Source organism: Methylocystis silviterrae (assembly GCF_013350005.1).
Classification (GTDB): domain Bacteria; phylum Pseudomonadota; class Alphaproteobacteria; order Rhizobiales; family Beijerinckiaceae; genus Methylocystis; species Methylocystis silviterrae.
In genome coordinates, this window is sequence record NZ_JABVWW010000017.1 from 1 (window position 1) to 17,904 (window position 17,904).

Here is a 17,904-nt window from a genome sequence, read left to right on the forward strand (position 1 = left end):
GCCCGGTTGTTCGATACTTTTTCAAAGTTCTTGGCTTTGCAGGCGCTGTGCGACCGCGCTCAACGGAATGGTTCGCAGCGCGCAACGCAATCTCCGAGCCTTCCCGTTTCGAGGTCGCCCGGACGCCAAAGTGTCAGCGTCAGCTGATTACGCTGCGTCCTCTTCGCCGCTATCGGTGCGACTAAGGACGTCGAAGACGTTGGCGACCACGTCCACGCCGTAGATCGTCTTACCGTCCTTTTCATAGGACGTTTCGGCAACGCGACATTCGGCATAGATCGGTGCGCCCCTTCTGACATTCTTCAACACGAAAGCCGCGTCGCGCTCATTCAGGACGGTGACCGTAACCCAGTCGGTTTTCTCAATGCGCTCGCGCGATTTCTTGTCGGTCCAACTCCGGTTCGTCGCCACGCTGATCTTGGCGATTTTGCCATCATTGAACGCCTTCGGCTCTTGCCCGACATAACCGCGTAGAATGAAAAGATTGGTTGTTCTCATTGCGTTTCTCCAATCATGCGAAACGATCGCCGCCCAATTCCAAGGACGGAAGTGCCGCACGCACCGGCTAGCACTTTATTAGAAGAATGGCGATAATAAGATTGTCTTGAATAGGGTTTGAGCTTTAACATCGAGCCCTGCGACAGCGTGCTTCGTGCGCTCCGCCAGTGGGGAAGTGCAACACGAAGCCGTTGCCTCGACGCCGCCGCAAGGCCGGTCAAGACGAAAGGCGCCGCCGGCGCCGATGCGAGGAGGCTCGGTCGAGCAGGGCTCGGCCCAAACGCAGCACGAAATCAAGCTGAGAGGGGCGCCGCCGCTTGCAGAAACGGATTGATACGCTTGACGAATTGAGGGCCCTGGCGATCGGCGCTGTGATGCTGTCGCATTTCGCGCTCGCCTTCGGGTCGCAATCGATCGTCGCGTTCTGGCTCAACCTCCCTGATCTCAGCGTCGGCGTCGATCTCTTCTTTGTCATTTCAGGTTTTTTGATCTTCCAGAATCTCGCCGATCTGACAGATAAAGCCTGCGATTTCACGCGCAGTATCGCGGCCTTCTATGCGCGCCGGCTGACCCGGATCGCGCTTCCGGCATGGGCGATCGTCGCAACGCTTGCACTGGCTCATCTTGAGCACCCCGCGCCGAACGCCACGGATCTTTGGACGGCGGCGGCGTTCGTCGCAAACGTCCATTGGGCGCGATGCGAAATCGTCCGCTGTGGCGACGCGCTCGCGACATCTCATTTCTGGTCGCTGGCGAGCGAAGCACAATTCTATCTCGTGGCGCCGGCGCTTCTGCTGGCTCGAGGACCCGCGCCGCTCTACGCGGCGATCGCAGCCATTCTGCTGCTCGCGCTCATTCCCCGCCCGCATGGCTCGCTGCTCTGGGCGCTGCGCCCCGACGCGCTCCTGCTTGGCGCGGCGCTCGCCAGCGAGGTGCGGCGGAGCGCTGCCTGGCTGGTGAAGGCTCCGCCGGTGACCGCCGGAATGGCTGCGTGGTGGATACTGGTCGCGTCCATGTTGGCGCGGATTGCAATTGGTCCCTTCTCGGGGTTGGCCTGGACGCATGTCGCGCTGATCGGTGCCGGCGTTCTTCTGGGACGCCTTAAAGGGACGCCTATCGGGGGCTATGTTGGCGAAGCTATGCGCACGGTCGGCCGGGCGTCGTTCTCCGTCTATCTTGTCCACCTGCCGCTGATCGGCGTCGCAGCGGAATCGGTTGCCACGAGGATCGGTGTGCCGGCCGCCGTCCTTGGCGCTCTGGCCGCGATCGCCGCCGCGACCATGGTGATCGAATTCGCGATCGTCCGGCCGGCGGCGCAACTCGGCCGAGCTTGGAGCGTGCGCATCGCTTCTAATTATTCGCCAATCAGAAGCAGCCGCCTAAAGATCGGCTAAGCGCCTTGTGACAGCGAACGTCTTTCTGCGGAAACGACGCTTGCAAAAGTATCGCCGAAATCCATTCGCCGCGACTCAACGAATCGAAACGGCATGCATAGCCGGTGAAGCGAATTCGCAGATGTTCAAATTTAACCCGCATGTCGGTCATCGACAAGGCGTGACTGAACGATGACAATCAACTTTAGCAAATTTCTTCCAGTGCTTCAACAACGTAGCCACGAGCGCACCGCGTTCGCGGCCGCGCATCGAACAAATGCCGAATTATCGCCTTAACAATTCACAACGCTTACGGCGCTTCCAACAAATACTCCGTTTCGGCGCCAAATGCGAGACGACCGGACATTCCTTTTGATGCGGCACACATATGAGCTTACGCAAGACAAAGGCCAACGATAGACGCATCTGGTGTCCACCGTTGCGCCTGTACTTTCCAGGAATCTTCAGAATTTCGCGGAAGTTTGCCAAACGACCGCGTCGGGAAAATGCGCCGGAGCTCCAACATATCGCTTATACGCTTGATCCGAGCGCCATGGCGGCAATCGCCGGCTGCGTTGTCGATGAAATAGACCATCTCGACCGCATCGCGTCGCATTCGCTCATCCTTCGACATCACTGGTCACGATCGCTCGCCAGTTCCTATCTTGAGGGCGTCGAAGATGTGATGGACGCATGCAACAGCACAGCACTTTTCGAAATCGATGACGCGATATTCACGCTCACGGAGCGGCCGACGCGCGCGGACTGGCCAGCGCCGATGATCATCTACGTCGCAGAGATTTACGACGCACAAAACGAGATCGGCGCCGAACATTTTGAAATTGTCGTTGGCCCGGACGGACAGCGAGAGCGCCGCGAATTGCTCGGGGTATAATCGGCGTCTTCACTACGACCTCAGCGTCTCAGATTCCAAAATCTCTTGTGCGAATCCACTCGCGAATAACCGTCTCCGTGTTTGCCGATCAACACGCGCTGCGGCGCAGCTCCTCAAAATCCTCAATAACAATCAATGGTGTGACAAGAGTCCAACATTTGCCACGTTGGGCGAGCGCGCGGTCACCGACTTCCGCCCAGCGCCATAAACTCGCCTCGCGGTCATGACGATGCTCGTGGCGCGTGAGGTCGCCCGTGACACCTTGCGGCAAGCGCTGGGCGACCTCGCCGGTCGTCAGTTCGCCGCCCTCGTGAGCAAGGGTCAAGTTGCCCTTGAGGCGAATGCGATAGGACCAGCCGGCTTTTTGACACCATCCAATCAACTGCGCCGTTCCATAGAAACGGACGGCGGCCAGCATGATGGAAACGTCTTTCGGCAGCCCCGCGCGCATGCTGTCGAGCAGTTCATTTTGAACGGCAAAGCCAATGTTCCCCTGCGTCGACCGCACGCGCCAGGCCACGGGAACGGCGCGTTTGCGCAAGCGCGCCGACAGCATCAAGACTTCATTCGCGTCGTTGATGTGGCTTTGATCCATCTGCAAGACGACGGTCTGCCCGCGCGCCGCCAGACGTTCGATCGCCGCAAGAGCGTAAGGCTTGATCGTGGTGCCGGCGTCGATCGCCTCGTTCTTCAACCGCCGTTCGATGTATTGATAGCGATGATCCGCCGCTCCGATCTTCGGCCAGATCAAGCCATAAGAGAGGCTTCGTTGGTCGCATTGGATCGGACAGCATTCTCAACAAGGAGAACTCGCGGATAACGAACCGCTCGCACAAGACGCCCGGCATTCCATGCGAAGGAAAAGAAACGCACACGCGCAGAAAAGGCGGCTGTCACTTTGCCGAACCGCACGAGGTCTGCGCTCGCATCACCGAGCATGGCAGTCACTTTTTCGCCGACGAGGGAGCAGCCGCTCGATCGAAGCGCGCACGGAAACGCCGCCGCCTATCGCAATTCACGACTGCGTTGCAGCTCGGACGCTCTTCGCTGATCGTGCCCGCGAGGACGGCCATCGATGGCCATGGCGTTCGTCGGTTGGGGTCGGTACATCAAAGAGGGCGTCGATGACCGCGCATTCAGGCGCCCGGTCCCCCGTGCACTGAGCTGCCATTTCCGCCATCACCCTTTCGAGCCGCTTCAAATCTTCGATCTTACGCTGAATCTCCGTCAGGTGATTCAAGGTCAGCTCTCGAACTTGCGCGCAGGTGTAAGCATGTCCATCCACGAGGCGAAGTAGGCCGCGAATTTCGTCGAGGCTGAAACCAAGTTGCCGGCTGCGCCGCACGAAGCTCAATCGCTTAAGATGGTCCGCGCCGTAAACGCGGTATCGGTTTGCGCTGCGATCAGGCGCCGGCATGACGCCGATCTTCTCGTAATAGCGGATCGTCTCGATGTTGACGTCGCTCCGTTTCGACAGTTCGCCAATCGAGAGCCCATTCTTTTGCTTCACGTCGGGCCTTCTTGCTCGCGAAAATTCCTCTTGACCCTGTAGCGGCTACAGGCACTAGGGTCTTGATTACTCCGGCCGTACGGCGCTGGCAAGCAACACGATAGGAGGGTTGCTACGATGTGTGACGGCGAAGGTCTTGGTCTCATCCAGATAGCGATGACGCCGATGGCGCTTGCAACGACGGCGGGTCGCCACCCTGCTTTTCCTTTTCGTGCGCTGGGTTCGCGCTGAGTGAGGCCGATGGGGGCCGCATCCGAAGGCTCTTCGAAGGAAACAAGGAAATCCTCCATGTCCGAACAGACAATGTCCAACCAGATCGCGTCCGACCGATTGGAGCCCGACCAAGCGGCGGCGGACCAAGCGGTCGGCCGCAAGGCGCTGGCCGCCGGCGGCGTCGCCGCGATCCTCGCGTCGGCCTGCTGCCTTGGTCCGTTGGTGCTGGTGAGCCTCGGTTTCAGCGGCGCCTGGCTCGGCAATTTCAAGGCGTTCGAGCCGTTCCGTCCGCTGTTTCTCAGCGCCGCGTTCGTTGCGCTGTTCTTCGCCTGGCGTCGCATCTATCGCCCAGTCGTGGCGTGCAAATCGGGAGAGGCCTGCGCCGCGCCGCAGGTGAGGTCAGCCTACAAAGTGATCTTCTGGGGAGTGGCGGCGCTGATCGGAGGGTCGACCGTGTTTCCGTACGTGCTCCCGCTGTTCTACTGAAAGAGGACCCCCAATCATGAAAAAACTCGCCGCGATGATCGCTTTGTCCGCCGTTTTCAGCGCGCCGGCCTTTGCCGCAACGAAGACGGTCACCTTGTCGGTGTCTAACATGACCTGCGCCGCCTGCCCGATCACGGTCAAGAAGGCGTTGAGCAAGGTCGATGGCGTGCAAGCAGCCGAAGTGAGTTACGAGAAAAAGGAAGCCGTCGTAACCTACGACGACGCGAAAACAAACGTCGAAGCGCTCACCAAGGCGACCGAAGGGGCCGGTTATCCGTCCGACGTCAAGAAGTGACACATGGACAACCGGACGTTGCTCAAGACCGGCATCGTCGGCACGGTGGTCGCCGCAGTGTGCTGCACAACGCCGATTCTCGTGATCCTGCTTGGCGCCTTGGGTCTGTCCACCTGGGCTGGGTGGCTGGATTACATGCTGTTGCCGGCGCTCTTCGTTTTTGTTGGCGTCACGATCTATGCGCTGCGCCGCCGGCGCGCGGAAGCAGCCGGCTGCGATGTTGGCGCGGGCCAGAACCAGAAGAGGTGAGATGAGCCCCGCCGAGAAGGCGTTGCTCGCCGCTCCCGTCGGCCGTGAGAAGAAGGCGTTTACGCCAAAAGAACGAAACAAAGACCTGCGTTGATGCGCTTTTCGAAACGCCAGAGGGGGCGTCATCCCTCCGAAATGAGGAAATCAGCCATGGACCAACGGACCTCGTTCAGGACAACGGTCGCCGGCTCGTTGGCGATCGCGGCGAGCTACGCCGCGCCGATTCTGGCTAGCTTGCGTAACGCCGTCGGACAGCGGCGCGCTCCCGCGCGGGATGCCGCGTGCTGCGCGGGCCACGCCGCGCGCGAGCCAACGGAGCCAATGCAGGAAGGGGATGCTGTGGTCTTGCAGATCACCGGCATGACTTGCGGCAGCTGCGCGAGTCATGTCGAAAAGGCCTTGCTCGGCGCTCCGGGAGTCCGTGAGGCGAACGTCTCTTACGCTGAAGGGACGGCTCGAGTCAGCGGCGACGGGGCGCTCGACCCGGTCGCGGTTTCCGCCGCCGTGCAAGCCGCAGGCTATGGAGCTGTGCTTGAAAAAAGCACCCGCGTCGCGAGCCCTCAAGAGAGACGACCCGGTAAAATACTCGATCGAGAAGCCAAGCATGAGCGCCGGGGAGCGCCTTTGCGGGTGGCGGTCATCGGCAGCGGCGGAGCGGCCATGGCGGCGGCGTTGCGCGCCGCCGAAGACGGCGCAATAGTCACGCTCATCGAGCGTGGAATGATCGGCGGCACCTGCGTAAATGTCGGCTGCGTGCCCTCCAAGATCATGATCCGCGCCGCGCATATCGCGCATCTGCGCCGTCACAGCCCGTTCGATGAGGGCATCGGGTCGAGCGAGCCAACGGTTGACCGCGGAAAGCTCCTCGCCCAACAACAGGCGCGCGTCGATGAGTTACGCCACGCCAAATACGAGGGCATTCTCGAAGGCAATGCCGCCATTACCGTGCTGCGTGGCGAGGCCAAGTTCGAAGACGGCTGCACCCTGATCGTCCGCCTGAACGAAGGCGGAGAGAGAGAGATCGAATTCGACCGCTGCCTCATCGCCACGGGGGCGAGTCCGGCGGTTCCGCCCATCCCCGGATTGAAAGACACGCCCTATTGGACATCCACCGAGGCGTTGGCGAGCGACACGATCCCTGCGCGCCTCGCGGTGATCGGCTCATCGGTGGTGGCGGTGGAGCTGGCGCAAGCCTTCGCCCGGCTGGGCAGCAAGGCGACGATCCTCGCCCGCAGCACGCTGTTCTTCCGCGAAGACCCGGCGATCGGCGAGGCCATTACCGCTGCTTTCCGGGCCGAAGGCATCGACGTGCTGGAGCACACGCAAGCGAGCGCCGTGGCGTTTATGGATGGCGAATTCATGCTTACGACCGGTGACGGCGAATTGCGCGCCGACAAGCTATTGATCGCCACGGGCCGTGCACCCAACACGCGCGGCCTGACGCTGGACGCTGCGGGCGTCGCCGTCAATCCACAGGGCGCAATCATCGTCGATGCGCGCATGCGCACCGGCGCGCCGCACATTTACGCCGCCGGTGACTGCACCGACCAGCCGCAATTCGTCTATGTCGCGGCGGCCGCCGGCACGCGCGCGGCGATCAACATGACCGGCGGGGATGCCGCCCTCGATCTCGCCGCGATGCCCGCCGTGGTGTTCACCGATCCGCAAGTCGCGACCGTGGGCTACAGCGAGGCGGAAGCGCACCACGCCGGCATAGAAACAGACAGTCGTACGCTGACGCTCGATAATGTGCCGCGCGCGCTCGCCAATTTCGACACGCGCGGCTTCATAAAGCTTGTCACGGAAGCCGGCTCGGGACGGCTGATTGGCGCGCAAGCCGTGGCGCCGGAGGCGGGCGAACTGATCCAAACAGCGGCGCTCGCCATCCGAGCGCGAATGACAGCGCAGGAACTGGCCGATCAGTTGTTTCCCTACCTGACGATGGTCGAGGGGCTGAAGCTTGCCGCGCAGACGTTCAGCAAGGACGTGAAGCAACTGTCCTGCTGCGCGGGGTAAGCGATGAAAAAACGCGTGGCGCCCTGTTGCAATGACAATCCCGCCGGCTGGCGTCCGCTGACCGCCAAGCAGCGCCTGGCAAGGCTGATTGTCGGGATCGCTCTAACGTTGGTGGCGCTGGCGCTTCCATGGTCGCCTGCTGGATGGATCATGCTGACTGTCATCGCAGGCTGGCTGGGCGCGACCCATGTCCTCGCGGCGGCGATGGCCTATCCCGGCTGCCCTGAACTCGGGGCGGCGCCCAGCCTTCTGCTCGGCCGCTGGGTGAAGATCGGCTGCACCCCATGGCGATGGCTGGACGCGAAGTTGGGCCTGACCGCGCAATGAGCGGCGGGCGCGCAGGCGACCGAGGGAGAGCAATAGACCAGCCAACAGCGAAACCTGGGGACCGTTCCCCGGCATGTTCAGCGGTCACTGCGCTCGAGATCACGAGCCGCGCGAAAATTGAGGATGCTGCGAGTTAATCTTCCGTTCGTTTCGTGGTCGGTGAGTCGTCCTTCAGGCGGCGCGAAAATGGCGCTTGACTCTGGAGCGCGCTCCAAGGGCTAGCGTCATTACGAACCGCCGCCTGCCGGCGGGGTTCTGCCGCTCTCTTCCTCTAGCCTCTGGATTACGCCATGAACGCCAAACGCAAAGTAGAAGTCTTCAGCGCGGGCTGCCCGGCATGCCGGACAGCGATCGATCTCGTCAATCGCCTAGCCTGCCCCTCCTGCGACGTGTTGATTCTCGATATGAACGACATCGGCGTCGCCGAACGCGCTCGAGCTCTGGGCGTTCGTTCGGTACCCGCAGTCGCTGTCGACGGCCGGCTGCTCTCCTGCTGCGCCGGCGCGGGAATTGACGAGCAGGCGCTTCGCGCCGCTGGCGTCGGCCAAGCCTGACTTGCTCGACCCCGGCGAGGGCGCCGCGCCCTCGCCGGGCGCATTTTCATCGGCGCTTGACCAGGGTGTTTGCTCGAAGGTTTATAAAGGCTGAAACGACCTGGAGCTCATCATGCACACCATTGGCAAAGTGGCGAGAATGGCTGGCGTCAGCGCCGACACGCTGCGCTACTACGAGACGGAAGGCCTGCTTGCGCCGGCGTCGAAAACGACGGCCGGCTACCGGCTTTACGATAATGACGCCGTACGCCGCCTCCGCTTCGTCAAACACGCGAAGGCGTGCGGATTCACGCTGTCGGACATAAAGGAACTGTTGGCGCTGAAGCGCAAGGACAGCGCCTGCTGCGAGGACGTGCGCAGCCTGGTCATCGAGAAGAAGCTGCTGATCGAGGGCAAACTCGAGGCATTGCGAGCGATGTCGCGAGCGCTCGACGGCCTGATACACAGTTGCGAAGGCGGGCGGAATCCGACGGACGATTGCCCGATCCTCGGCGCGCTCGACGTCAGTCTGCGCGAGGCGTCCCGATGAAAGTGAAGATCGAGGTCATCGCAGCGCCAGGATGCAAAAATTGCGCGGCAAAACAGAGCGAACTGCGTGACGTGGCCGCGTCTCTTTTCGGCGAGGACAATTTGATCTGGCGCGAGGTCAACGTGCTCGACGAACTCGATTACGCGGTCGCGCTCGGAGTGCTCTCGATGCCCGCCATCGCCGTGAACGGCGAGTTACGCTTTTCGTCACTACCGACCCGCGACCACTTTAGGGCCGCGCTACGCGCTCTGGGCTCGCGCTGATGGACGCGGAAGCGCTTCGGCAGGCAGTGTCTCACGGCGGATTCGCGGCTCTGTGGGTTGGACTGGCTGCCGGTTTTGCTTTCAGCTTCAATCCGGTCGCCTTGGCGGCGATCCCTGTCTCCCTCGCCTATGTGACAAAGGCACGCTCAAAGCGCCAAGCTGCGCTTTTTGGAGGTCTTTTCGTTTTGGGCATGATTCTCACCCACGTGGGACTCGGTTTGTTGGCCAGTCTGGGCGGTAGTTGGGTCCAATATCTCCTCGATCGCGCATGGGGTCTGGCGCTCGGTCCTCTGCTCATCGTCATGGGCTTCATCTGGCTGGGATGGTTGCGGATTCCGGCGCCCGCGCTGGCAGTGCGCGCCAAGCGGGCGACCGGCGCCTGGGGCGCGTTTGTCTTGGGAATCCCCTTCTCAGTGGCCGTCTGCCCCTTTTGCACGCCGGCGTTGATCGTTCTGCTCGGCGTCGCCCTCGGCGTCGGCTCTCCGCTTTTCGGAGCGACGCTGCTACTGGCGTTCGCCTTGGGCCGGGCGATCCCTATCATGCTCGGCGCTCTCGCCGTCAGCTGGCTGGAAAATCTTTCGAGGCTGCGCCCGTTCTACAAGGCGATTGAATTGATTGGCGGCATCGTGCTGATTCTTACCGGTCTCTATATGCTGAACGCCTATTTCGTCGTCGTGCCTGGCCTTGCTGCATAAGCTATTTCATCGCGAGCCGCGACAAACACCGACGACTCGAATTCATCGCGATACCATTCGTGGACTTCCCCGCTGGCTGGTGGGCCACCCATACCCAGTTTTCAAGCGGACTGAACCCTTACGAAGTCAGTTTTCCAAATCGAAATCGACAGCGGGTCTCGAACCAGACCAGCGAGGGGGGCGTGCGGCCCCGGCCTCCTCGCCAGAAGCGCCCGCGGATCGTGGCGGGGACTTCTTGATAATATTACGGGTTCTCGAGGCTGAACGTCCGCGTCTGATCGTCATAAGCGAACGCCTCGGCATATCGACCCCAGTCGATCACGGCGCGTAGTGTCTGTTCAGCCGCCTGCGCGCGGACGATTTCCGTTTGAATAGCAGCGGTAAGGCGTTTCCCTTCGCCAAGCGACAGACCAAGCGTTTCCGGGACCGTGAACTCGTCTCTTTCGATCCAGGCCGCCTCGACCTCGGTTTCCGCCGCTCTGTCCCCGAAGTCCACGACAAGCTTTACCCGCCAAACCAGCTTTCGCATAGGCTCGCCTTTCCCAAACAGGCGACCGTAACCTTCGAAAATTTACATACTCCCCACAACCTTGCATGCTCTCCTTGCAACGAACCCGGATCAAGGCGATGGAGGCCACAGCGCCTGGCGATCGCGAGCGCCTCTGAAAATTCGGCGCGAGTCGTTTTGCGGTCCGGCGCCGCATGCTCGCTGGCCCCATGACAGGGTCGATACTGTCCCATGAGATCGAGGTAGGTGTCGGGCGAGATTTCCTCGGCCAAGAACCTCGTCACTCGTTTCCACGCCGGAGACGCCGTTCGGCAAGACGAGATGACGCACAAGAAGTCCCCGTTCGGCGAGGCCCTCCGCTTCGATCACGAGGTTGCCGACCTGCCGATGCATCTCGCGCACCGCTTCCCTGTTGACCCCAACATAATCCCTCACATGCGAGTATATGCGAGCCAGCGTCTCATCGCCATATTTCATGTCGGGCATATAGATGTCGTCGACGCCGTCGCTTCGGGATTGTCATAGCCGCCGGTGTTATAAACGAGCGGCAGACACAGCCGTTGCGCCGCCGCGATGTTCACCGCGGCGAGAATCTGCGCGACGACATGGCTGGGCGTGACCAGATTGATGTTGTGGCGGCCGAGAGCTTGCAATCGCAGCATTGTCTCGGCGAGCTGCGCGCCGCTCGTCTCCTCGCCTTCGCCCTGCCAAGCGATTTCCCAGTTCTGGCAATAGACGCAACGCAGGTTGTACCTGGAAAAGAAGATCGCGCCCGAACCGCGGGAGCCGCGCGGGGAATTCTCTTCGCCATGATGCGGTCCGGCCGAATAAACGACCGCCCGCTCGCCGGTGCGGCAGACGGCGCCGCGGATAGAACGACGCCGATCGACCCGGCAAAAGCGGGCGCAGAGATCGCAATTTTTTAGATGTTGGCGGTCAGCCAGCTCGCCCGAGCGCAGCAGGCGAAGAAAAGCTGGTTCGAACAACCCGCGCCGTTGCGAGTCTGGGGTGGCGCCGACATCAACGGACAAGGCGACCTTCGCGCTGTTCATTGAAAATCCGCCCCGACGCTTCCATTTGGAGCCCATGAACAAACCACAAAGCGCACCCTTGCGCGAGGCCGTTGTCGGCGTTCCCGGCCGTTATTGGGAAAGACTCGCCGATGGCCGCATCCAATGCGACCTCTGCCCCAGATATTGCAAGCTTCACGATGGCCAGCGTGGACTATGCTTTGTGCGCGCACATCGTGGCGATGAAATCCTGCTCAACTTACGGCCGCTCCTCTGGCTTCTGCATCGATCCGATCGAAAAAAAGCCCTTAAACCATTTTCTGCCTGGAACGCCCGCGCTGTCGTTCGGCACGGCCGGCTGCAACCTCACATGCAAACCCTGCCAGAACTGGGATATTTCAAAAGCCCGCAGCTTCGACAGGCTGCAATCCGAAGCTTCGCCCAAGGCGGTCGTTCGCGCCGCGAAGTGAGCGGGTCGAGCGCCATCGCTTACACCTACAACGATCCCGTGATCTTCCTCGAATACGCGGTCGACGTCGCTAGAGTGGCGCGCGCGCAAGATATAAAGAATGTGGCGGTCACCTCCGGCTATAATTCAGAAAAAGCGCGCGAAGAGTTCCTCTCGCCGGTGGACGCCGCCAACATCGATCTAAAGGCCTTCACCGAGGGTTTTTATCGATAGCTGTCCTCCGCCGAGCTCGGGCCCGTCCTAGACACCCTCGAATTCGTCAAGCGCGAGACCAGCTTCTGGTTGGAGGTCACGACGCTGTTGATCCCCGGCTGCAACGACAGTTCTTCGGAGGTCGCCGCGCTCTCGGAATGGGTCGTGAGCCGGCTCGGCCCCGACGTGCCGCTCCATTTCACGGCCTTTCATCCGAACTGGAAGATGCGTGACGCGCCCGGCGACGTCGGCCGCCACGCTCTCTCGTGCGCGAAAAATCGCGAAGAGCGCCGGCTAGCGCTACGTTTAAACCGGCAATGCTCACGACGAGCCGGGGCAGAGTACTTACTGCCATGCCTGCGGCGCCCGCTTCATTGGTCGCGACTGGTATGTAATCACCTTCTGGGCGCTCGACGACAAAGACTGTTGCCGAAGCTGCGGCGCGCGATGCGCGGGCGTTTTCGAACAAGGTCACGGCGCGTGGGGGGCGCGGCGGATGCCGGTCGAGTTTGGCGTTGAAGGGTCGCCGGCGCGTTCGTCGACTCCGAACCCGTAAGCTCCGTGACGAACGTTCTAAAGTCACAATCTATCGACCGCCGCAGCGCCGTTAGCCGACGCCTTCACGCGCGAGTTCGGAGAAAGCCGCAAACAAGCCGGAGTGACCCGCGTTAGTTCGGGGTAGGCGAGTTTGTCAGGGGTGTCGCTGGGCATGTGATAATGGCGATATCGATAGAAAGCCATATCTGTAACCATCATGGCGCGATAGCCATGGCTCCAAAACGACCGGTGGTCGCTCCAAGAGACGCCTGGGACAGATTGAAACGTCGCCGCGGTCTCTAACGGAAATTCCGAGTTTGCGCGAAACGCCGCCGCAAGCCGGCTCATTGCCGCCCTTGAACGAAAATTCGAAACGAAGCCGATGAACTTCGCGCGATCGGGATAGAACAGACCCTGCGACCTGCCGACCCACAGCTGTGGATGTTCACGGCTTCAAACCTGGACGCGACTTTTCGATATGGTTCGGCCTGAAGCCTGGAGTCGCGGAGAATGAATGCCGATCGGCGGCGCAAATAAATCCGTTTGACGGAGTAACAAAGCAGTGGCTCCCGCCGAAGACTTATGAAGCCGCACTCGCTCGCTCATTTCGACGACCGGGTGTCAAGCTGTGCATGTCAATCTCTGTTTGATTGGCGTCGCCGACGTCACCTTTAGGCAGTCCCTCTAGAGCTCCTGCCGTTAGAGGGACGAAATCACCAGAAGAATGTCTCTGCGGAAGGACACAGACATTCGTGTAGCGAAGGAGTGAGCCATGGCTGTACCGAAACAGCTTGTGACGCCGGATGGCTTACTAAAAGCAGCCGTGATCCTGCTCGTCGTGCTCGCGCTCCTCCTCGTAATGGCAAGCGGAGCCGTCAAAATCCCGACATCCCTCTGGGCCAATGCCGACGACCCCTGCCTTGGATATGCAATTTGCGAGTGAGCGGAGTCTTGAAAGCGAAATCGTACGTCGATGAAAGGCCTCCGACGACGCTGCATTATGTGCTCGTTTACATATCTTGTCTGCGGTCCCGGCATCAATGAGAGCGTGAACCGAAACATGTCCACGGCACTTGTCATGATTTCCAATCTAACGTCACTCCCACAATGTATCGAGTTTTCGGGTCTCACCCGTAAGGAAATCTTCCTTGGCGTAATCCCCTCCGCCAGACATCGCTCGCTTTATACGAGTTACTTGCTTTTCCTTCCCATGGGCGCTGGGGTCGTGCGCAAGATGATCGTCACCGATATCCGTTCATTCTTGGATCTCGGAGCAACGAAGCGAGCGGCGGATTTGCTCATCACACTTCGTTGGCTTCTCTTTGATTATGCTGACGCCAGACTTCGAAAGCCAGACGACGCTTAGACGCTCGCCATCATCGCGAAGGCGAGAACCAATTGATGAGGCGATTCCGTTCTTGAGAACAATCTATCTCTGTTGGTCTAAAGAAAATACAGGTTGGAAGCTGACCCAAGCGCCGAATCAAGCCTGCATCCAAAAGGTCGATGAAAAGACTTCAACAGGTCGTTTCACAATTACCGCGCTCGCTGACCAAAGCGGCTGTCGGCGAGCCGCCGCCGAATCGCTTGCCCTTGCGATTGAGAAACGAGCTTGCGCAAGAGCAACAGCAGGCAGAACTACTGATTGGCTGGGTGCAGGGCGCGGTGGTTCTCACATGGAACGCGCTCTATGCGCTATCGCTAAGAACCCTTTCTCCATCCGGGCTGTTTCAGCCCGTCTCATAGACTTTGGCCGCTTACGGCACATTCGTCATCATTAGGCTTATACTGATCTATCTCAATCGCTTCAAACAGCGGCTTGTCGCGCTTTCGATCATCGTCGATGTCGCCGGGCTAACGCTGTTAATTTGGAGTTTCCACCTTCAGTATGGGCAGGCGCCGGCTTTTTACCTCAAGGCGCCAACATTGCTCTATATCTTTGTGTTCATTGCGCTGCGCACATTAAGTTTCGATGCGCGGTGGGTTGTTCTCACCGGCGTGGCTGGCGCTGTCGGCTGGAGTGTTCTTCTATTGTACGCGATCATGGCGCAAACTGACGCTGCTTCGATCACTCATGATTACGTCCGGTATTTGACGTCATCGAGCATTCTGCTGGGCGCAGAATTCGATAAGATAGTTTCAATCCTTATCGTCACTGCGGTGCTAGGTCTCGCCATGCGAAGAACCCGGCAGCTTGTTCGGCGCGCGGTCGATCACGCCGCCGCGACCGAGTTATCTCGCTTTGTCGCAAGGGGAGTGGCGCAGAAAATTGCCCGCGCTGACTCATCGATCGAACCAGGACAGGCGGAATTGCGCTCGGCGGCGCTCGTCGTCGACCTTCGCTGCTTCACGCAGATCGCCCGCCTGCTCTCTCCAGAGGCCGTGATGGAGTTGCTCGGCGAATATCAGAAGCACGTTATACCGCTCGTTCAGCGACACGGCGGATTTATCGACAAATTCCTCGGCGACGGCATCCTCGCGAGCTTTGGCGCTATCGACGCGAACGAGACTTATGCCGCGGATGCGCTTCGAGCCGTCGAGTCGATTGCCGCGGAACTCGCTACGTGGCGCGCAGCGCGCATCGAGGTCGGCCTGGTCGCGCCGGAAATTGGCATGGCGGTCTCGAGCGGCGATGTCTTGTTCGGCGCGCTCGGCGACAAGACACGACTTGATTACACAATTATTGGCGACGCCGTGAATTTTGCCGCCAGACTTGAAAAACACACCAAGACTGAGCGGGCGAAGGCGTTGGCGAACTGGGAAACGTTCGAACTTGCGCGCTCCCAGGGCTACACGCCGTCCAAAACATGGCGTTGTTGTCGCGGACGAGAAATTGCGGGGGTCGATCGACTCGTTGATCTCGCTTTCCTGCCTCGATAGAAGCGAAGTCGCTCGGTTGAAGGAAAGGCGCCTTCAGCGGTCGTTGCGTCCGAACAGGAACTCCCACCCGGACTGGCGCGAGAGAGACGCCGCGTCATCCACATCCTCGTGAACGTCAAGCATCGCGACGGACGCGCCAGCTATCTTCGCTAGACTATCGGACAGAGCATGTTCCGTCGACCATCGCACATCTCGGAAGGGGGCGATGAAACGCGGGCGGCGGCGAAAACCAACGGCCCAATAGCCGACATCTGTCGCCGGGCCAAAAACGGCATCATGATCCCCCAGGAGTCGAAATGCGCGCGCCACTTCGCCAGCCGTAACCCCGGGAATATCGGAGCCGATAATCAGCACGGGCCCGACAGGCGGAGCCTTGGCCTCCCGCGCCATGCGCTGGCCGAGATCTCCCCTGCCCTGCGGCAGGACGCCGAAGCGAGACGGCCATGGTCCGGAACGATCCGGCGTCACGGCGAGCCACGTGCTCCAACGTGGATCGGCGCCGAGGCGACGAAGGGTGTTGACCAGCATCACGCGCTGAAATTTCAAAGCTTTCATAGGCCCGACGCCGGCGGCAAGCCGGCGCTTGCCTGCGCCATATTGGGGCATGCGCGTGAAAATGATCAGATGCGCGTTCATGTATATCATTAGCCGTAGAGGCGCTTAATCACATGCGGCGAAACGCCGAGATAATAGAGACCAAGGCAAGCGAGATTGCGCGCGCTGCGCAAAAGCCAGCCAGCGCGTGGCCGACGTCCGGGCCGCTACCGGCAGCGCCACGAGCCGCGCGCGGCCGATCCGACGCACGAGATCGACATCCTCCATCAAGGGCAGCGGTTTAAAACCTCCGACCGCTCGATAAAGATCACGGTGAATCAGGAGACCCTGGTCGCCATAGGGCAGGCCTAGCCACCGCACGCGCCAGGCGACCATTCTCTCCAGCCGACGCGCCTGCGGCGAAGGATCGTCGAGTGCGAAGCGAAATGCCGCAGCTCTGGCGCGGTTTTCCGCTTTGGCGCAAAAGCAATTGATCGTCTCCCGCCAGCCCCGGTCCAAAACCGTGTCGGCGTGGAGGAACAGTAGCCAGTCAGTGCACGCCGCCTCCGCCCCGGCTTGCAATTGGCAGCCACGTCCTCTGGGCGCAGCAAGGACACAAGCGCCTAACTGAGTTGCGCAGTCTGCGGAGTCATCCATGGAGCCGCCATCGACGACGACGATATCGTCATCGCCAGCGAGCGCCGCCAAGGTTTTCGGCAGGGTTCGCGAGGCGTCCAACACTGGAATAATGATCGATAATCGCATGATTGGGCCTATGACAGCTTCGCACCAGGCCATCGGAAGGTTACGTCCGTCAGAAAGCGTGAAACCTTTGGCCTCGCAAATTCGAATTAGGGACATCGGTCATCGGGGGCGGACGTATGAACCCATTAGATTCATCAACAGTGGCTAAGCGAACCGTGTTGGCAGAACCCTATTCGCCAAAGAAGAAATTTGTAGATCCCTTGGTGACCGCCAAGGGAGAACCGCGCGCTTTCGCTCCTTTCGTTCGATTGCAGACCTTATGGTTTAACACGGGCACGCTGTGCAATCTTACCTGCCATAACTGCTATATCGAATCTTCACCCAAGAACGATCGACTCGTCTATTTGACGCGAGGCGAAGTGCGCCAATTCTTGGCGGAGGTGAGCCAGTTACTCGGCGCGCCAATCGAAATTGGCTTCACGGGCGGCGAGCCTTTCATGAACCCGGATTTTCTCGGAATGATCGAGGACAGTTTGTCCGCCGGACACCGCGTCCTTGTGCTCACCAACGCCATGAAGCCGATGCAGCGCGTCAAAGGGGCGCTGCTTGCTTTGAACGAGCGATTTCCTGGCAAGCTGACGCTTCGGGTGTCGCTCGATCATTACGAGTCCGCCGGTCATGAAAAAATACGCGGTCCAAACTGTTGGCGACCTGCGATCGAGGGCCTGCGCTGGCTCGCGGCCAGTAGCTTCGACGTGTCCATTGCCGCGCGCATGGCGTGGGACGAGACCGAGACGGAGACCCGCGCGGAATTTCGCGCCTTGTTCGAACAACTCGGTCTCCGTGCCAGCGCAGACGACCCGACCGAGCTTGTCCTGTTCCCGGAAATGGACGCACAGGAAGGCGTTCCTGAAATCAGCGAAGGTTGTTGGAGCGTCCTCGGCGTGACGCCAAGCGACGTCATGTGCGCAAGCTCGCGCATGGTGATCAAACGAAAGGGTGCGTCAGCGCCAACCGTCGTTTCATGCACGCTGCTACCTTATTCGCAGGCATTCGAAATGGGTATGACCCTGGCCGAGTCGATGCGCCCAATCAGTCTCAAGCACGCATATTGTGCGCGCTTCTGTGTGCTCGGCGGCGCCTCCTGCACCTCTCGCAAGCGATAA

Annotated in this window: 25 protein-coding genes; 17 read left to right on the top strand and 8 right to left on the bottom strand. The window is 60.4% G+C overall.

Going from position 1 to position 17,904, the window contains the following annotated elements; translation table 11 throughout:
• Positions 1-147: 147 nt before the first annotated feature.
• Positions 148-498, bottom strand: a complete 351-nt coding sequence (locus HUN39_RS14985) for a single-stranded DNA-binding protein (protein WP_175095293.1) — start codon at positions 496-498, stop codon at positions 148-150.
• A gap of 317 nt (positions 499-815) precedes the next feature.
• On the opposite strand from HUN39_RS14985, the gene HUN39_RS14990 reads away from it, so the two are divergent.
• Positions 816-1,892: an acyltransferase family protein gene (locus HUN39_RS14990; protein ID WP_175095294.1), complete on the top strand. Its 1,077-nt coding sequence runs from the start codon at positions 816-818 to the stop codon at positions 1,890-1,892.
• 532 nt (positions 1,893-2,424) lie between these two features.
• Positions 2,425-2,766 (top strand): hypothetical protein, encoded by a 342-nt coding sequence (locus HUN39_RS14995; RefSeq protein WP_175095295.1) that lies wholly within the window; start codon positions 2,425-2,427, stop codon positions 2,764-2,766.
• An 88-nt stretch (positions 2,767-2,854) separates the two neighbouring features.
• Here the strand turns inward: HUN39_RS14995 and HUN39_RS15000 are convergent, their stop codons facing one another.
• Both HUN39_RS15000 and HUN39_RS15005 read right to left on the bottom strand, forming a co-directional pair.
• Positions 2,855-3,517, bottom strand: coding sequence for a hypothetical protein (locus tag HUN39_RS15000; RefSeq protein ID WP_175095296.1), 663 nt, complete (start codon positions 3,515-3,517; stop codon positions 2,855-2,857).
• Between the two features lie 264 nt (positions 3,518-3,781).
• Positions 3,782-4,276 carry a MerR family transcriptional regulator gene (locus tag HUN39_RS15005; protein WP_332310771.1) on the bottom strand — a complete coding sequence of 165 codons (495 nt, stop codon included), beginning with the start codon at positions 4,274-4,276 and terminating at the stop codon, positions 3,782-3,784.
• A 288-nt stretch (positions 4,277-4,564) separates the two neighbouring features.
• Here HUN39_RS15005 and merT point away from each other — a divergent pair, with 288 nt between their 5' ends.
• The 9 genes from merT (at position 4,565) to HUN39_RS15050 (ending at position 9,903) form a co-directional block, all read left to right on the top strand.
• Complete coding sequence (gene merT / locus HUN39_RS15010) at positions 4,565-4,975, top strand: mercuric ion transporter MerT (RefSeq protein ID WP_305123682.1); 411 nt, start codon at positions 4,565-4,567, stop codon at positions 4,973-4,975.
• 16 nt (positions 4,976-4,991) lie between these two features.
• On the top strand, positions 4,992-5,270 hold the full coding sequence (gene merP / locus HUN39_RS15015; RefSeq protein ID WP_175095297.1) for a mercury resistance system periplasmic binding protein MerP: 279 nt from the start codon (positions 4,992-4,994) through the stop codon (positions 5,268-5,270).
• Positions 5,271-5,273: 3 nt separating this feature from the next.
• On the top strand, positions 5,274-5,519 hold the full coding sequence (gene merF, locus HUN39_RS15020) for a mercury resistance system transport protein MerF (protein WP_175095298.1): 246 nt from the start codon (positions 5,274-5,276) through the stop codon (positions 5,517-5,519).
• Between the two features lie 321 nt (positions 5,520-5,840).
• Positions 5,841-7,535, top strand: coding sequence for a mercury(II) reductase (gene merA / locus HUN39_RS15025; RefSeq protein ID WP_175095299.1), 1,695 nt, complete (start codon positions 5,841-5,843; stop codon positions 7,533-7,535).
• 3 nt (positions 7,536-7,538) lie between these two features.
• Positions 7,539-7,862 (top strand): hypothetical protein, encoded by a 324-nt coding sequence (locus HUN39_RS15030; protein ID WP_175095300.1) that lies wholly within the window; start codon positions 7,539-7,541, stop codon positions 7,860-7,862.
• Positions 7,863-8,152: 290 nt separating this feature from the next.
• Positions 8,153-8,416: a thioredoxin family protein gene (locus HUN39_RS15035; RefSeq protein WP_175095301.1), complete on the top strand. Its 264-nt coding sequence runs from the start codon at positions 8,153-8,155 to the stop codon at positions 8,414-8,416.
• Between the two features lie 112 nt (positions 8,417-8,528).
• Positions 8,529-8,945 carry a heavy metal-responsive transcriptional regulator gene (locus tag HUN39_RS15040; RefSeq protein WP_175095302.1) on the top strand — a complete coding sequence of 139 codons (417 nt, stop codon included), beginning with the start codon at positions 8,529-8,531 and terminating at the stop codon, positions 8,943-8,945.
• The gene (locus tag HUN39_RS15045) at positions 8,942-9,208 is read left to right on the top strand and encodes a thioredoxin family protein (protein ID WP_175095303.1); all 267 of its coding nucleotides are present in this window, start codon (positions 8,942-8,944) and stop codon (positions 9,206-9,208) included. Before HUN39_RS15040 ends, HUN39_RS15045 begins: the two co-directional genes overlap by 4 nt.
• On the top strand, positions 9,208-9,903 hold the full coding sequence (locus HUN39_RS15050; protein ID WP_175095304.1) for a cytochrome c biogenesis CcdA family protein: 696 nt from the start codon (positions 9,208-9,210) through the stop codon (positions 9,901-9,903). The genes HUN39_RS15045 and HUN39_RS15050 overlap by 1 nt, the downstream gene beginning before the upstream one ends.
• A gap of 244 nt (positions 9,904-10,147) precedes the next feature.
• Here the strand turns inward: HUN39_RS15050 and HUN39_RS19005 are convergent, their stop codons facing one another.
• Together HUN39_RS19005 and HUN39_RS19010 are read right to left on the bottom strand one after the other, a co-directional pair.
• Positions 10,148-10,432 carry an AAA-associated domain-containing protein gene (locus HUN39_RS19005; protein WP_210266994.1) on the bottom strand — a complete coding sequence of 95 codons (285 nt, stop codon included), beginning with the start codon at positions 10,430-10,432 and terminating at the stop codon, positions 10,148-10,150.
• A gap of 452 nt (positions 10,433-10,884) precedes the next feature.
• Positions 10,885-11,463: a hypothetical protein gene (locus HUN39_RS19010; RefSeq protein WP_210266995.1), complete on the bottom strand. Its 579-nt coding sequence runs from the start codon at positions 11,461-11,463 to the stop codon at positions 10,885-10,887.
• Positions 11,464-11,534: 71 nt separating this feature from the next.
• Between HUN39_RS19010 and HUN39_RS19015 the strand changes: the two genes are divergently transcribed.
• Both HUN39_RS19015 and HUN39_RS19020 read left to right on the top strand, forming a co-directional pair.
• Positions 11,535-11,891 (top strand): hypothetical protein, encoded by a 357-nt coding sequence (locus tag HUN39_RS19015; RefSeq protein WP_210266996.1) that lies wholly within the window; start codon positions 11,535-11,537, stop codon positions 11,889-11,891.
• Entirely contained in the window at positions 11,888-12,103 is a 216-nt protein-coding gene (locus HUN39_RS19020) for a hypothetical protein (protein WP_210266997.1), read from the top strand. Before HUN39_RS19015 ends, HUN39_RS19020 begins: the two co-directional genes overlap by 4 nt.
• 558 nt (positions 12,104-12,661) lie before the next feature.
• Here HUN39_RS19020 and HUN39_RS19695 read toward each other — a convergent pair.
• Positions 12,662-13,054: a M28 family peptidase gene (locus HUN39_RS19695; protein ID WP_408631414.1), complete on the bottom strand. Its 393-nt coding sequence runs from the start codon at positions 13,052-13,054 to the stop codon at positions 12,662-12,664.
• Positions 13,055-13,391: 337 nt separating this feature from the next.
• Here HUN39_RS19695 and HUN39_RS15075 point away from each other — a divergent pair, with 337 nt between their 5' ends.
• The 3 genes from HUN39_RS15075 to HUN39_RS15085 all read left to right on the top strand — a co-directional run bounded on the left by HUN39_RS15075 (position 13,392) and on the right by HUN39_RS15085 (position 15,499).
• Positions 13,392-13,562 carry a hypothetical protein gene (locus HUN39_RS15075; RefSeq protein ID WP_175095306.1) on the top strand — a complete coding sequence of 57 codons (171 nt, stop codon included), beginning with the start codon at positions 13,392-13,394 and terminating at the stop codon, positions 13,560-13,562.
• A 563-nt stretch (positions 13,563-14,125) separates the two neighbouring features.
• Entirely contained in the window at positions 14,126-14,365 is a 240-nt protein-coding gene (locus HUN39_RS15080) for a hypothetical protein (protein ID WP_175095307.1), read from the top strand.
• 3 nt (positions 14,366-14,368) lie between these two features.
• A complete protein-coding gene (locus tag HUN39_RS15085; protein ID WP_175095308.1) occupies positions 14,369-15,499 on the top strand; it encodes an adenylate/guanylate cyclase domain-containing protein in 1,131 nt (376 codons plus the stop codon).
• Between the two features lie 33 nt (positions 15,500-15,532).
• Here the strand turns inward: HUN39_RS15085 and HUN39_RS15090 are convergent, their stop codons facing one another.
• Positions 15,533-16,135 carry a TIGR04282 family arsenosugar biosynthesis glycosyltransferase gene (locus HUN39_RS15090; protein WP_175095309.1) on the bottom strand — a complete coding sequence of 201 codons (603 nt, stop codon included), beginning with the start codon at positions 16,133-16,135 and terminating at the stop codon, positions 15,533-15,535.
• A gap of 24 nt (positions 16,136-16,159) precedes the next feature.
• Positions 16,160-16,798, bottom strand: coding sequence for a TIGR04283 family arsenosugar biosynthesis glycosyltransferase (locus tag HUN39_RS15095; protein WP_332310772.1), 639 nt, complete (start codon positions 16,796-16,798; stop codon positions 16,160-16,162).
• A 116-nt stretch (positions 16,799-16,914) separates the two neighbouring features.
• Between HUN39_RS15095 and HUN39_RS15100 the strand changes: the two genes are divergently transcribed.
• A complete protein-coding gene (locus HUN39_RS15100) occupies positions 16,915-17,904 on the top strand; it encodes a radical SAM protein (protein ID WP_175095310.1) in 990 nt (329 codons plus the stop codon).

Bases quoted from the DNA above. Each gene is read 5' to 3' on its own strand.
- HUN39_RS14985 (WP_175095293.1), bottom strand. From the start codon at position 498: ATGAGAACAACCAATCTTTTCATTCTACGCGGTTATGTCGGGCAAGAG.
- HUN39_RS14995 (WP_175095295.1), top strand. From the start codon at position 2,425: ATGGCGGCAATCGCCGGCTGCGTTGTCGATGAAATAGACCATCTCGAC.
- merT (WP_305123682.1), top strand. From the start codon at position 4,565: ATGTCCGAACAGACAATGTCCAACCAGATCGCGTCCGACCGATTGGAG.
- merP (WP_175095297.1), top strand. From the start codon at position 4,992: ATGAAAAAACTCGCCGCGATGATCGCTTTGTCCGCCGTTTTCAGCGCG.
- merF (WP_175095298.1), top strand. From the start codon at position 5,274: ATGGACAACCGGACGTTGCTCAAGACCGGCATCGTCGGCACGGTGGTC.
- merA (WP_175095299.1), top strand. From the start codon at position 5,841: ATGCAGGAAGGGGATGCTGTGGTCTTGCAGATCACCGGCATGACTTGC.
- HUN39_RS15030 (WP_175095300.1), top strand. From the start codon at position 7,539: ATGAAAAAACGCGTGGCGCCCTGTTGCAATGACAATCCCGCCGGCTGG.
- HUN39_RS15035 (WP_175095301.1), top strand. From the start codon at position 8,153: ATGAACGCCAAACGCAAAGTAGAAGTCTTCAGCGCGGGCTGCCCGGCA.
- HUN39_RS15040 (WP_175095302.1), top strand. From the start codon at position 8,529: ATGCACACCATTGGCAAAGTGGCGAGAATGGCTGGCGTCAGCGCCGAC.
- HUN39_RS15045 (WP_175095303.1), top strand. From the start codon at position 8,942: ATGAAAGTGAAGATCGAGGTCATCGCAGCGCCAGGATGCAAAAATTGC.
- HUN39_RS15050 (WP_175095304.1), top strand. From the start codon at position 9,208: ATGGACGCGGAAGCGCTTCGGCAGGCAGTGTCTCACGGCGGATTCGCG.
- HUN39_RS19005 (WP_210266994.1), bottom strand. From the start codon at position 10,432: ATGCGAAAGCTGGTTTGGCGGGTAAAGCTTGTCGTGGACTTCGGGGAC.
- HUN39_RS19010 (WP_210266995.1), bottom strand. From the start codon at position 11,463: ATGAACAGCGCGAAGGTCGCCTTGTCCGTTGATGTCGGCGCCACCCCA.
- HUN39_RS15075 (WP_175095306.1), top strand. From the start codon at position 13,392: ATGGCTGTACCGAAACAGCTTGTGACGCCGGATGGCTTACTAAAAGCA.
- HUN39_RS15080 (WP_175095307.1), top strand. From the start codon at position 14,126: ATGAAAAGACTTCAACAGGTCGTTTCACAATTACCGCGCTCGCTGACC.
- HUN39_RS15090 (WP_175095309.1), bottom strand. From the start codon at position 16,135: ATGAACGCGCATCTGATCATTTTCACGCGCATGCCCCAATATGGCGCA.
- HUN39_RS15095 (WP_332310772.1), bottom strand. From the start codon at position 16,798: ATGCGATTATCGATCATTATTCCAGTGTTGGACGCCTCGCGAACCCTG.
- HUN39_RS15100 (WP_175095310.1), top strand. From the start codon at position 16,915: ATGAACCCATTAGATTCATCAACAGTGGCTAAGCGAACCGTGTTGGCA.